The following is a 12,685-nucleotide window of genomic DNA, read 5'->3' as shown; positions in this document are numbered from 1 at the left end:
AACGACAAAGCCCCGGACCATTGCCCGGGGCCGAATTACCGGTTCAAACCGACACTTAGCTTGCTTCGTCCAGAAGCGCCAGAACCTCGTCCTTGCCCTCGGATTGCTTGCCCTTGACCCGGCGCAGGTCGCGCTGAGTCTTGGCCAGTTCACGTTCAGCCCTGGTCTTGCCGGACCGATGTTTGTGTTCCCGTAGCCATTCCCAGACGAACCCAATCAGGACACCAACGATCAGGCTGCCGAAAATCACCACGAACAGCGGCAGCGAAATCGAGTGGTCCAGCCCAAGTAAATCCGACAGCGCATCCGGCAGCAACACCAGCGTCACGCTGCCGCGATTGGCCAGCGCCACAGCGACAAGCACCACGCCAAGCGTGGCTAGAAAGGCGTAGCGGATGTAACGCATCAACTTTTGACTCTTACTCTTTCCCGTTCAGGCGGTCGCGCAGCAGTTTGCCGGTCTTGAAGAACGGGACGTGTTTTTCCTCGACCTCGACCGCCTCGCCGGTGCGCGGGTTCCGGCCCACCCTTGCATCCCGTTTCTTCACGGAAAATGCGCCAAAACCTCGCAGCTCGACCCGGTCTCCGCGGGCCATTGCCGTCGTGATTTCTTCGAAGATCGTGTTCACGATCCGCTCGACATCGCGCTGGTAGAGATGCGGATTTTCATCGGCAATTTTCTGGATCAGTTCCGAACGGATCATTGGTTTTTGTCTCCCTGGATGTGCACGTTTTTGGGATCGTGCATCGAAAACGACTATAGGGCGGAACCGTCTGATCGGGAATAGAGTCCCGTCACCGATTGGTGGAAAAACGGCGTGAATCTCTGCATTTCGGCCGCTATGGGCGGATGCTTGCCCATGATTTTCGCCCGCAACCAAAGCGTATCGGCTGCGCCGCACCGCAGAGAAGCCATTGATTCGGTTTGCGAAAAACGAACGGACGATCCCCGAACCGCAACATCAGCGCCGCAGGGCGGGAAGGCCGACGCCAGTGCATTCAAAGCCGCCATCAACGGCAATTGTCTGCCCGGTCACATAGCTGGCCCCGTCCGACATCAGGAAGGTGATGACATTGGCGATCTCATCCTCGCTGCCATACCGATTGAGTGGGATCGCGTCGTGATAGGCGTCGATTATGTCTTGCGTGTGAACGGCCATTGCCAACTTTGTGCGTACCGGGCCGGGACAGACGCAATTGGCCCGAATTCCGTATTCACCAAGTTCCGCTGCCTGCTGTTGCGTCAGTTGGATGACACCTGCCTTGGACGTGCCATAGGCCACACGCAGCGTCGAGGCGCGCAAGCCCGAAATCGAGGCGATATTCACGATCACCCCACGGCTTTCCTTCAAAGCGGGCGTCGCCGCCTGCGAACACAGGAACATTCCATCCAGATTGGTTTCAAACACGGTGCGCCAACGGGCGAAATCCGTCTCTTCGATGGGGCCGAAGTCCGCGACCCCGGCATTGTTCACAAGCCCGTCGATACGTCCGAATTTCTGGATTGTGTCTGCAATCATCAGGTCGACCTGATCCGGATCGCTTATGTCATAGGGCAAAGGCAGGACCTTGCGCAATGGCAGCACGGCCTCGGTCAACGCGTCGATGTCGCGGTCAACCATGACCACCCGCCAGCCCTGATCCAGCAGCTGTTTCGACGTTGCCAGCCCAATTCCACGCGCCGCGCCGGTGACAATCGCCACTTTTGATCCACCAGATTTCATCGACAATTCCCTTCGTCGCCGCCCCCGACCGGCACGTTATCCCGCCGGGCCCCGCTTTGAAAAGCCCTGCATTCAACGCAGTCCAAAACAGAAAAAGCCCCACCGGAGGGGCGGGGCTTTCATTTTTCTCGGGAAGGCGGAAGGATCAGTTATCACCCAGGTGTTTCGCAGCCTGACGCAGGAAACCCATCATCCGATCTTCGCCATACGGGGGCACATAGCCATTGGTCGAATAATAGACGCCGACGAAATCACGTTCGGGATCGACATAAATGCCCTGGCCGACATTGCCGTGTTTATACAATGCGCCGTCTTCGAAAACCGCGTCCCATTGCATTGAATTGTATTTCGGTTCTTCGCCGAATTCGTCGGTCAATCCGGCGAACTTCGCGCCTTTGCGGAATGCCTCGCGGTCACCCGAGTTCTGAAGACGTTTCAGCACCTCATCGGACACAATGCGCTCATGCGCGGTCTTGTCCCAGCTGGGTGTGAAGATCATCCCGAAGCGGGCAAAATCTTCGAGTGTGGTCGAAATCAGACCATGCGCAACCGCCGTGCCATCCGGCATGAGGTGGTGCATCATGTCCTGACGCGCGCCGACCTTGCTCCAGACGCGTTCCTGGAACACATCGGCCCAGGTCATGTCATCCAGCATTTCGGCAGCAAGAACGCTGACCTGCGTCACGGCCGAGGAATAGCGGAACACGTCGCCCGGCGCTTCACCTTCGATCTTTTCCGCCGTTTTGAGGATATCAAGCCAGTTCTCCTGCTCGCCGGTCACCGGATTGGGGGCGCCGAACTCGGCCGAGAAGAACCGCACGATGATCGACGACGGGTCGATCAGCGAAGGAAGGGTTTCTTCCAGTGCCAGCCCGGTCGCCATGTTCAGCGCGTCCAGAAGCGGCACGCCATCCCAGTTTGTTCCTTTGAGATCAGGCACATAGTCGACAACTTCACGCGAAAGGTCCAGTTTGCCCTCTTCCTCCAGAAGCGCCATCACCAGGCCGACGGTCGCCTTGCCGGGCGACATCCAGACATGGCGGTCCATCGGGTTCATACCCGGATACTCCTCATAAACCACCTTGCCCTTGTGGATCATCATGACCCCCTGGACCCGGTGGTTTGGGTGCACCGAATACTCGGCCAGCGACATTTCGCCTTCCTTGGTGGTCCAGCGAACCGCCTCTCCGAGGCTTTCATCAATCGCACGCTCAAGCGGCATGAAGTCCGGGTGCGGCGAGGAATAGGATGTGTGCAGCGACTCGCTGAGGTTCTGGTTGTAGTAAAGCGCGTGGTCGCCGCCCATCTGGTAGTGGAAGTTCTCGAACGCGGCTTGCGCATCGCGCGAGAAGTCAAGCGACCAGGGTTTCTTTGCTGTCTCGACCGGCAACGTCGTCTTCGCGCCAGGAACCGAGAGGTATTTGTCGAGCGGCCCATCCTGGGCCTGCGATGTGGATACAGTCGTCATAAGGGCTATCGCGCAGGTTGCTGTGGTCAGAAAACGTTTCACTTGGTCAATCCTTGTCTAACTTTAAAAAAGTATTGGGTGAAGTGAGAATGCCGGAATACTCAGACCACCACTTCCTAGCTTGTCCGGTATCTATGTTGCACCAGTAAAAATTCAATCGGTGAAAAAAAGAAACCCCGCCAGTATTGGCGGGGTTTCGCTTATTCGAACTGGTGTCCGAATTTCTTTTATTCGTCGCCGGTTTTCAGCGCTGCGCCCAGGATGTCGCCCAGCGATGCGCCCGAGTCGGACGAACCATACTGTTCCACGGCTTCCTTCTCTTCGGCGATCTCGCGTGCCTTGATCGACAGGCCCAGACGACGGGTCTTGCTGTCGACATTGGTGACGCGAACGTCGACCTTGTCGCCAACCGAGAACCGCTCGGGACGCTGCTCTGCGCGGTCGCGCGACAGGTCCGAACGACGGATGAAGGATTTCATGCCTTCATACTCGACCTCGATGCCGCCGTCTTCGATCGCGGTCACTTCGACAGTGATGACCGAGCCACGCTTCACGCCGCCAACGGCATCAGCGAACTTGTCGCCGCCAACTGCCTTGATCGAGAGCGAGATACGCTCTTTCTCGACGTCGACTTCCGAAACCACGGCCTGGACGATGTCGCCCTTGCGGTAGTTCTGGATGGCATCCTCGCCACGCTCGTCCCACGACAGGTCGGACAGGTGAACCATGCCGTCGATGTCGCCGGGCAGGCCAACGAACAGACCGAATTCGGTGATGTTCTTGACTTCGCCTTCGACCTGGGTGCCCTCGGGATGGGTTTCTGCAAACACTTCCCACGGGTTGCGCATGGTCTGCTTGAGGCCAAGCGACACACGGCGTTTGGCCTGGTCGATTTCCAGCACCATGACTTCCACCTCTTGCGAGGTCGACACGATCTTGCCGGGGTGGACGTTCTTCTTGGTCCAGGACATTTCCGAAACGTGGACCAGACCTTCGACGCCCGGCTCCAGCTCAACAAAGGCACCGTAGTCGGTGATGTTGGTGACGCGACCGGTGTGGACCGATTCCAGCGGGTACTTGGCAGCAACCAGATCCCACGGATCGTCTTGCAGTTGCTTCATGCCCAGCGAAATGCGGTGGGTTTCCTTGTTGATCTTGATAACCTGAACCTTGACGGTCTCACCGATCGACAGGATTTCCGACGGGTGGTTGACACGGCGCCATGCCATGTCGGTGACGTGCAGCAGGCCGTCAACACCGCCGAGGTCAACAAATGCACCGTATTCGGTGATGTTCTTGACAACACCGTCCACGGCCTGACCTTCGTGCAGGTTGCCGATGACTTCGGCACGCTGTTCGGCGCGCGACTCTTCCAGGATGGCGCGGCGCGACACAACGATGTTGCCACGGCGACGGTCCATTTTCAGGATCTGGAACGGCTGCTTCAGACCCATCAGCGGGCCAGCGTCGCGCACGGGGCGGACGTCAACCTGCGAACCGGGCAGGAAGGCCACGGCGCCGCCGAGGTCGACGGTGAAGCCACCTTTGACACGGCCAAAGATCGCGCCTTCGACGCGCTGATCGTCAGCATAGGCTTTTTCCAGACGATCCCAGGCTTCTTCGCGGCGGGCCATCTCGCGCGAGATAACCGCTTCGCCGCGGGCGTTTTCAGCCGCGCGCAGGTAAACTTCGACCTCGTCGCCAACGGCGATCTCGGGCGCTTCGCCGGGATTTGCGAATTCTTTGAGTTCGACGCGGCCTTCCATCTTGTAACCGACATCGATAATGGCTTGGCCCGCTTCGATCGCGATGACCTTGCCTTTGACAACAGAACCCTCTTCGGGCGTGTCCATTTCGAAGCTTTCGTTAAGGAGGGCTTCGAATTCCTCCATGGTTGCGTTAGCCATGTGGCGTCTATTTCCTTTATCAGGTTTTCTGGCCGAGCGGTTGTCTCCGCCGGTCTTGCAGGTTTCGTTGGTCAGACGGGCCACAAAACAAAGAGGGCCGGTATCCCGACCCTGCTCGTCTTTTTGTTCTGTGGCGGTTTCCGCCTTGTCGACGGGCGCGATATAGGCGAATGCGCCAAGGAAAGCAAGCCAGAAGCGCGTTTCAGGCGGCGATGGGCTTCCCGATCCGGCAACGCGCGGGATTGCGCCCCTGTCCAAGCCCAAGATAGGCCAGCAACATGTCGCCCTCGCGCCGGGTCAGGCCGGTGCGGGCCAGTGGACCATAGTCCCGCCAGTCATCGGCCATGTCGGGAAAACTGGCGGCAAGCTGTTCGCGGGCCACATCGGTCAGGCTGGCGACCGCCGTATCGCCGGGATAAAGGCTTTCGCAGGCAAGTCCGTTGGCAAAAATGACCTCGTGCCTGTCGAACATCAGGTGAAAATAGCGCACCCCTTCGGGGATCGACGCCCGCCGCGAACCGCGCAGGTTGCCAAGACATGTGGCGGGGAAAAGCACGTCCTCGCTTTGGAACAGAAGATCGGCTTCCCAGCCAGAGAACATGATCCGGTGTTGCGGCGACAGCCACAGGTCACGATACGGCGCACCCGGGCCAAACGTATCCCTGGCCACACAAACCGGGCGGAATTTCGGCGTTCGCAACAACTCGGTAAACCCCAGTTTACGCTCGGCGACAAAGCGTATCGGCACCGGCCCGCCATCCATTCGGTTGACCAAATCGCCGGGACGCAGGGTTTCAACGGGAACGTCCCCCGCAGGGGTCGCAATCAGACTGCCAGCCACGAAGCAGACGGGGATGATGGCAACTTCGGTATACCCTGTCAGGTCATGCGCCCCGTTGGGAAACGAGTTCAATGTTGCCTCGGACACGCCGTCCGGCAAGAAGAACAACCGCTGACCGTTTTCAAGCGTGATGACGACGATCGGCTCCCCTCTCAGGTCCTCGCCGTTCACGTTCTTCAGCTTGTTGGAAGACGGCAGAAAGCCCGAAAACTCGACTGTGAATGTCATTTCGACCCCGTCCACGATCACTGTGGTATCGGGATCCGGCAGTCCGCCATTGGGCTCAAGCTTCAGGTCGCCATCTGTACCGCTTGAGAAGGTGATTTCAGTCGTAGGAGTGGTGTTCGTGTTCTGAGCATTCAGAACAGCGTTGTTTGCGGTACTGCTGTCACCGCGCGCAAAGAAAGAAACCTCTGCCATCGTTACTTGCCTGCCTCAACTCAGGCCATACCCCTGTTTTTTGGGGTTTTTATTGTATGTCCAAACCTCTGGGTCACTCGGTACATCGCCACAATATGGCGCAAATGTGGCGGAAATGGGGCGCTCCCTAGCTCCTTGCCTGATCAATTACATCAATTGCCTTGGCCAGAGCAGCAGGAATATCCAGTTCCGTTGTGTCGATTGTAATCGCGTCATCCGCCGGTTTCAACGGCGCGTCTGCGCGGTTCATGTCGCGGTCATCGCGTTCTTTCACATCGGCAAGTACCTGTTCGCGGGTTACGTCGCTGCCGCGGTCCCGCAGTTCGAGGAACCGGCGCTCGGCGCGTGTTTCGGCGCTGGCTGTGATGAACAATTTGACCTCAGCGTCCGGGCAGATCACCGTGCCGATGTCGCGCCCGTCCAGAACAGCGCCCCCATCACGACGCGCAAAAGCCCTTTGAAAGTCGACCAATGCCGCACGCACTTCGGGAATGACCGCCACCCGGCTGGCCGCCTGTGCCGCATCCGACCCGCGAAGATCGCCAGAGTCCAGATCTTCGGCCACAAGTGCCTTTGCCGCCGCAACCGGGTCCGCCCCGGCCAGAACCTTGATGCCGACCGCACGATAGAGAAGCCCGGTATCGAGATGCGCAAATCCGTAATGCGCAGCCACCGCCTTGGACAGCGTGCCCTTGCCCGCGGCTGCGGGTCCGTCAATGGCGATGGTAAACGGCATGGATATCTCCGGTTTTTCGTGGCCCCGCGACATATCTCAACCCTCGAAAGAAGGTTCAAGCCCCCGGCGGCGCCTCAGCCCACGACACGCCGCCAGACCAGTCGCCCCGCCCCAAGCAACAAGGCCGCGAAACAGATCGTGGTCGTGATCGACTTGCTCATCGTCCAGAAACTGGCCACGCCGACAAGCCGTGAATCGATCTCGGCCGGAGGAGTCAGCAACAGGGTCGTCACGAACTGGTTTTCCAGGAAATCAGACGCAGCCCCCATCAAGGCCAGCACCCCCAACACGGAGGACCACGGCCTGCGATAAAGAAGCTGAAGCCCCAAAACCAGCGCCAGCGCCAGTAAAGCCGGATAGATCAGGTCAAGCCGGTGTTGCGTGCCAAGATAAAACGCCCGCCCACGCTCGGATATCCCTGCGACAAATGCCTTTGCCTCATCCAGGTCATACCCCATCGGGCGCATGTCGAACGGAACAAGGCCGCCCGCTTCCGACGCGATGAAGGGCAGCGACCACAGTATCATGGTCAGGTAAACGGCACCTGCCGCAATGAAGCTGAACCAGAAAGCGCGCTGCACGGGCCCCTCCTGCCGAAGAGCGCTCTAGACCGCATTCCGGCGAAATTTGCCGATAATCATGGCGATCATCACCACAAAAGCAACCGAAACCGTGACATATTTCGAGATCGTATAACTACTTGCACGGGAAACCAGGTCGGGGGTGATCGCGTCCGGCCCCAGCCGCAACATGGTCCCGATCAGCGCGTTTTCGGCCAGGTCCATGATCGCATAGCTTGCCGGAACCACCAAAAGGATGACCCGCGACCAGGTATTCAGGCCAACGCTGCCCCACCACGTCATCGCGCCCAGCCACAAGGCCAGAAGCACTGGAAAGGCAGTGTCGATCCGACGCAGCAGACCGCCATACAGCGCGATTGCCTCGGCGTCGAGCCCGCGCAGCAATGCCTGAGCTTCGTCAAAGGAATAGCCCATGGGCCGCAGATCAAACGGCTTCATCCCTTCGGGCTTGGTTACCAGACCGGTTGTGCCAAGCCAGATCAGCACGCCATAGGTCACCGAGGTAACAATGGTCAGCGCGATCAGGGCCTGGGCAAAACGGCTCATGACACAGTGCGCTCCACCTTGGCCCCCAGCTTTGCCATCAAGGGTTCGAAAATCGGGAAGGATGTGGCGATCGGGCTGCCGTCATCGACACTGACCGGCTGCTGCGCCGCCATGCCCATTACCATGAAGGACATGGCAATCCGGTGATCCAGATGGCTGGCGCATGTCGCACCACCGGGCACATTTCCGTGGCCAAGGCCGTGAACGATCCACCAATCTTCGCCCTCGTCGACAGCGACCCCGTTCAGGCGCAGGCCCGTGGCCATGGCGTCGATCCGGTCGCTTTCCTTCACGCGCAGTTCCTTGACACCTCTCATCACGGTATCGCCCTTGGCAAATGAGGCAACCACCGACAGCACCGGATATTCGTCGATCATACTGGCGGCGCGGGCCGGGTCGACCTCGATCCCTTTCAGATCGGGCGAGAAACGGGCGCGCAGGTCCGCCACCGGCTCGCCGCCTTCTTTGCGCTCGTTTTCATAAACTAGGTCCGCCCCCATTTCGCGCAGCGTGGTGAACAACCCCGCCCGGGTCGGGTTCAACCCGATATTGGGCACCAGGACGTCCGAACCCGGCGTGATGATCGCGGCGCAGACAGGGAAAGCCGCCGAAGACGGATCGCGCGGCACGACAATCGTTTGCGGCTTCAGTTCGGGCTGTCCGGTCAGGGTGATGACACGGCCTTCGTCAGTGTCCTCGACCGTGATCTCGGCACCAAACCCGGCCAGCATACGCTCGGTATGGTCGCGGGTGGCCTCTTTCTCGATCACCACGGTCTTGCCGGGGGCATTCAGCCCGGCAAGCAGCACGGCGGATTTCACCTGCGCCGAGGGCATCGGCACGGTATACCGCACCGGCACCGGGTCGGCGGCACCGACGATGGTCATGGGCAATCGTCCACCCGAACGCCCTACCGCACGCGCCCCGAACAGGGCTATCGGATCGGTGACCCGCGCCATGGGACGTTTGTTCAGACTGGCATCGCCGGTAAATGTCGCGCTGATCCCCGTGGTGGCCATGGCCCCCATGATCAACCGCACCCCCGTGCCGGAATTGCCGCAGTCAATTACATTGTCAGGTTCGGCAAACCCGCCAACCCCGACACCGTGCACTGTCCAGTTGCCCTGCCCGTGCTCGGTCACTTCGGCCCCGAAGGCACGCATCGCCTTCGCGGTGTCCAGCACGTCCTCGCCTTCCAGCAGGCCGGAAATCCGGGTTTCGCCTACCGCCATCGCACCCAGGATCAGGGACCGGTGCGAGATCGACTTGTCGCCAGGCACATGCGCCTCACCCGACAGCGGGCCGCAAGGGGACGAGGTCATCGGGATCGGTGTGCCGTGGCCGGACATATGCGCAGTTCCTTTAGAATGAAGTTGCCCAAGCTGTTAGCGCAACCCGCGCTGCAGAACAATGTGCCAATTGCCGCTTCTTCTTACGACAAATACCTCGGGGGTGAAGCTTGGAAACCCGCAAGGTTTTCAAGCGAGGGGGCAGCGCCCCCTCCCCGCCAACGCCGGATCACACCCGGCGGAAGGTCAGGTAATGTGGCACGCGCCCTTCGCGCAACGCCTTTTGCTCATACCGGGTCGAATGCCAGTCCTCCCAGGGTTCGCGCCAATCCGACGGCCCCTCGGCCAGCCACTCGAACCCGTGGCGCGGAACCTGTTGCAGAGTCTGGCGCACGTAGTCGGGAATGTCGGTTGCAACGCGGAAAATTGCGCCGGGCTTCAGCACCCGCGCCAGCGGTTCTAGATGTTCTGGCGTCACAAAACGGCGGCGGTGGTGGCGTTTCTTCGGCCAGGGATCGGGATAAAGCAGAAAGGCGCGCGCGATACTTGCCTCGGGCAGCACGTCGAACATGTCGCGCGCGTCGCCGGGATGGACCCGGATGTTGCCGGCCTCGGCTTCGCGGATCTTGCCCAGCAGCATGGCGACACCGTTGATGTAAGGCTCGCAGCCGATGATCCCGACATCCGGGTTCGACACAGCCTGATGCACCATATGTTCGCCGCCGCCAAAGCCAACCTCAAGCCAGACGTCACGGTCCCCGAACAGACCTTTCAGGTCGATCTTCTCGCGCTCCGGGTTCTCGCCCCAGCCCACCTTGCCCGGCGACAGAGCGGCAAGGTCCTCGTCCAGATACGCCTCTTGGCTAGGGCGCAGCCCCTTGCCCTTGAAGCGCCCATAGAAGTTGCGCCAGGGGGCGCCCGAGGGATGTTTTCCGCCGTTCATGAAGCTATTCCGTCTATCCGTCGCTCAAACCTTGTGATCGGGGCCGGGGTTTGCACCCTGACCGCCCCAAGGTCAAGCGCGGCCGAACAGCGCCTTCAGGACAAACATGCCCGGGATAGTGACGAAATACATTGTGATCCCGTAAAGCGCGGCAGGCACCGCAAATTCCGGGATGCCTCCTGTCTGGGCCACCAGCCCGGCGACGGTGATACCCAGCGCCGCGTTCTGCACCCCCATCTCGACCGAGATGCACAGCCCGTCGCCGCCCGCCAGCCCGAGGACACGGGCGATCAAGATGCCAAGGACCAGCAGCACCAGGTTCATCACGATCAGCAGCGGCCCAAGGGTGCCGATATTGGCAAGAAACAGATCCCAGTTGGTGACCAGCGCAGCAATCACGATCACCACGAACAGGACCATGGCGATCAACGAGATGCGCGGCTCGGTCCGCTCGGCGAACTCGGTGACGGCGAAGCGCAGCAGGACGCCGATCGCAACCGGGATCGCAGTGATGGCGAACATGGAAAAGCCGATCGCGGCAACATTGATCACGGGGGCATCTGCGCCAAGAAACGCGCCGGATGCCCATCCGACCAGCACCGGGACCGTCAAAACGGACAGAAGGCTGACAACGGCGGTCAGCGTGATCGACAGGGCGACGTTGCCGCCCGCCAGCTTGGTCAGGATGTTCGATGTGACTCCACCTGGACAAAAGGACAGGATCATCACGCCAAAGGCCAGCGCCGGTGGCAGGTCGGCAAACATCAAAAGTACATAGGCGATTGCCGGCAGCACGATCACTTGCCCGGCCATACCCACCAGAACTGCCCGAGGCATGGTCAGAACCCGACCGAAATCGGCGAATGTCAGCCCGAAACCGAGCGAAAACATGATGAATGCCAGCGAGAGCGGCAGGAAAACGTCGATCAGCATTTGGATGTCCCTCTTGTTCGCCCTGCGAAACTGGCACGGAAATGCAAAAAGACCAAAGCATTCCGTCGGAAAGGCTTTGGTCCTGATGTTCTCCGGTTGGTCCTGACGGGTCTCAGACCGCCTTTTTCAGCGCGTCGACCAGGTCGGTTTTTTCCCAGCTGAACCCGCCTTCGGCATCCGGTTCACGGCCGAAATGGCCATAGGCGGCAGTGCGCTGGTAGATCGGCTTGTTCAGTTGCAGATGCTCGCGGATGCCGCGCGGGGTCAGGTTCATGACACGACCCACGGCCTTTTCGATCGCAGCGTCATCGACATTGCCGGTGCCGTGAGTGTCGACATAGATCGACAGCGGTTTGGACACACCGATTGCGTAGGACAGTTGCAGCGTGCATTTGTCAGCCATGCCCGCCGCCACGACGTTCTTGGCCAGATAGCGCGCGGCATAGGCGGCCGAACGGTCGACCTTGGTCGGATCCTTGCCGGAAAACGCCCCGCCGCCATGGGGCGCAGCGCCGCCATAGGTGTCGACGATGATCTTGCGACCGGTCAGCCCGGCGTCGCCATCCGGCCCGCCAATCACGAACTTGCCGGTCGGGTTAACGTGCCACTCGGTCTCGTCCGTCAGCCAGCCGTCGGGCAAGACCTCTTCGATATAGGGCGCGACAATGGTGCGAACATCCTGTGAGGTCAGGCTTTCATCCAGGTGCTGGGTCGACAGGACCAGCGACGACACCCGAACCGGCGCGCCGTTTTCATAGACCACCGACAATTGCGACTTGGCGTCCGGGCCAAGAACCGGCTCGGCGCCTGACTTGCGTGCCTCGGCCAGCCGACGCAGGATTGCGTGGGCATACTGGATCGGCGCCGGCATCAGTGCCGGGGTTTCATTGGTCGCATAGCCGAACATGATCCCCTGATCGCCTGCACCCTCATCCTTGTTGCCGGAGGCATCGACGCCCTGGGCGATATGCGCCGATTGCTCGTGCAAGAGGTTCGTCACTTCGACCGTCTCGTGGTGAAACTTGTCCTGTTCGTAACCGATATCCTTGATGCAGGCGCGGGCGATCTCGTCGATGCGGCCCATATAGTCCTGCAGCTTGGCCTTGTCCGACAGACCGACTTCGCCGCCGATCACGACCCGGTTGGTGGTGGCAAAAGTCTCGGCCGCGACACGCGCCTCGGGTTCTTCGGCGATAAAGGCGTCCAGCACCGCGTCGGAAATCCGGTCACAAACCTTGTCCGGGTGCCCCTCCGAGACGGACTCGGAAGTGAAAATATAGTTGTTTCGGGTCATGAA

General features: G+C 60.2%; 13 protein-coding genes. All 13 read right to left on the bottom strand.

Annotated elements, in window-relative coordinates:
* Nucleotides 1–55 precede the first annotated feature (55 nt).
* Nucleotides 56–406: a lipopolysaccharide assembly protein LapA domain-containing protein gene (locus tag JQ863_RS06135; protein ID WP_204113427.1), complete on the bottom strand. Its 351-nt coding sequence runs from the start codon at nt 404–406 to the stop codon at nt 56–58.
* A gap of 13 nt (nt 407–419) precedes the next feature.
* Nucleotides 420–704, bottom strand: coding sequence for an integration host factor subunit beta (gene ihfB / locus JQ863_RS06130; RefSeq protein ID WP_204113426.1), 285 nt, complete (start codon nt 702–704; stop codon nt 420–422).
* 258 nt (nt 705–962) lie between these two features.
* Nucleotides 963–1,724, bottom strand: a complete 762-nt coding sequence (locus JQ863_RS06125) for an SDR family NAD(P)-dependent oxidoreductase (protein WP_204113425.1) — start codon at nt 1,722–1,724, stop codon at nt 963–965.
* Between the two features lie 145 nt (nt 1,725–1,869).
* The gene (locus tag JQ863_RS06120) at nt 1,870–3,192 is read right to left on the bottom strand and encodes a serine hydrolase domain-containing protein (RefSeq protein WP_204113424.1); all 1,323 of its coding nucleotides are present in this window, start codon (nt 3,190–3,192) and stop codon (nt 1,870–1,872) included.
* A gap of 227 nt (nt 3,193–3,419) precedes the next feature.
* Complete coding sequence (gene rpsA / locus JQ863_RS06115) at nt 3,420–5,183, bottom strand: 30S ribosomal protein S1 (protein ID WP_338055492.1); 1,764 nt, start codon at nt 5,181–5,183, stop codon at nt 3,420–3,422.
* Between the two features lie 118 nt (nt 5,184–5,301).
* Nucleotides 5,302–6,360 carry a Hint domain-containing protein gene (locus tag JQ863_RS06110; RefSeq protein WP_204113422.1) on the bottom strand — a complete coding sequence of 353 codons (1,059 nt, stop codon included), beginning with the start codon at nt 6,358–6,360 and terminating at the stop codon, nt 5,302–5,304.
* A 127-nt stretch (nt 6,361–6,487) separates the two neighbouring features.
* Entirely contained in the window at nt 6,488–7,096 is a 609-nt protein-coding gene (locus JQ863_RS06105) for a (d)CMP kinase (protein WP_204113421.1), read from the bottom strand.
* Between the two features lie 74 nt (nt 7,097–7,170).
* Nucleotides 7,171–7,677, bottom strand: a complete 507-nt coding sequence (locus tag JQ863_RS06100; RefSeq protein ID WP_204113420.1) for a hypothetical protein — start codon at nt 7,675–7,677, stop codon at nt 7,171–7,173.
* A 24-nt stretch (nt 7,678–7,701) separates the two neighbouring features.
* Entirely contained in the window at nt 7,702–8,223 is a 522-nt protein-coding gene (locus tag JQ863_RS06095) for a hypothetical protein (RefSeq protein ID WP_204113419.1), read from the bottom strand.
* Complete coding sequence (gene aroA, locus JQ863_RS06090; protein WP_204113418.1) at nt 8,220–9,572, bottom strand: 3-phosphoshikimate 1-carboxyvinyltransferase; 1,353 nt, start codon at nt 9,570–9,572, stop codon at nt 8,220–8,222. Before aroA ends, JQ863_RS06095 begins: the two co-directional genes overlap by 4 nt.
* A gap of 169 nt (nt 9,573–9,741) precedes the next feature.
* On the bottom strand, nt 9,742–10,455 hold the full coding sequence (gene trmB, locus JQ863_RS06085; protein WP_204113417.1) for a tRNA (guanine(46)-N(7))-methyltransferase TrmB: 714 nt from the start codon (nt 10,453–10,455) through the stop codon (nt 9,742–9,744).
* A 72-nt stretch (nt 10,456–10,527) separates the two neighbouring features.
* A complete protein-coding gene (locus JQ863_RS06080; RefSeq protein ID WP_204113416.1) occupies nt 10,528–11,388 on the bottom strand; it encodes a bile acid:sodium symporter family protein in 861 nt (286 codons plus the stop codon).
* Between the two features lie 112 nt (nt 11,389–11,500).
* Nucleotides 11,501–12,682: a methionine adenosyltransferase gene (gene metK / locus JQ863_RS06075; RefSeq protein ID WP_204113415.1), complete on the bottom strand. Its 1,182-nt coding sequence runs from the start codon at nt 12,680–12,682 to the stop codon at nt 11,501–11,503.
* Between the last annotated feature and the right edge of the window lie 3 nt (nt 12,683–12,685).

The sequence above is a fragment of the Shimia biformata genome (assembly GCF_016888515.1).
Lineage (GTDB): Bacteria > Pseudomonadota > Alphaproteobacteria > Rhodobacterales > Rhodobacteraceae > Shimia_A > Shimia_A biformata.
This window is presented reverse-complemented; position numbering and strand designations above follow the sequence as displayed.

What these genes read in the sequence shown, in the direction of transcription:
- JQ863_RS06135 (WP_204113427.1), bottom strand. Translation starts at nt 406, where the DNA reads ATGCGTTACATCCGCTACGCCTTTCTAGCCACGCTTGGCGTGGTGCTT.
- ihfB (WP_204113426.1), bottom strand. Translation starts at nt 704, where the DNA reads ATGATCCGTTCGGAACTGATCCAGAAAATTGCCGATGAAAATCCGCAT.
- JQ863_RS06125 (WP_204113425.1), bottom strand. Translation starts at nt 1,724, where the DNA reads ATGAAATCTGGTGGATCAAAAGTGGCGATTGTCACCGGCGCGGCGCGT.
- JQ863_RS06120 (WP_204113424.1), bottom strand. Translation starts at nt 3,192, where the DNA reads ATGACGACTGTATCCACATCGCAGGCCCAGGATGGGCCGCTCGACAAA.
- JQ863_RS06110 (WP_204113422.1), bottom strand. Translation starts at nt 6,360, where the DNA reads ATGGCAGAGGTTTCTTTCTTTGCGCGCGGTGACAGCAGTACCGCAAAC.
- JQ863_RS06105 (WP_204113421.1), bottom strand. Translation starts at nt 7,096, where the DNA reads ATGCCGTTTACCATCGCCATTGACGGACCCGCAGCCGCGGGCAAGGGC.
- JQ863_RS06095 (WP_204113419.1), bottom strand. Translation starts at nt 8,223, where the DNA reads ATGAGCCGTTTTGCCCAGGCCCTGATCGCGCTGACCATTGTTACCTCG.
- aroA (WP_204113418.1), bottom strand. Translation starts at nt 9,572, where the DNA reads ATGTCCGGCCACGGCACACCGATCCCGATGACCTCGTCCCCTTGCGGC.
- trmB (WP_204113417.1), bottom strand. Translation starts at nt 10,455, where the DNA reads ATGAACGGCGGAAAACATCCCTCGGGCGCCCCCTGGCGCAACTTCTAT.
- JQ863_RS06080 (WP_204113416.1), bottom strand. Translation starts at nt 11,388, where the DNA reads ATGCTGATCGACGTTTTCCTGCCGCTCTCGCTGGCATTCATCATGTTT.
- metK (WP_204113415.1), bottom strand. Translation starts at nt 12,682, where the DNA reads ATGACCCGAAACAACTATATTTTCACTTCCGAGTCCGTCTCGGAGGGG.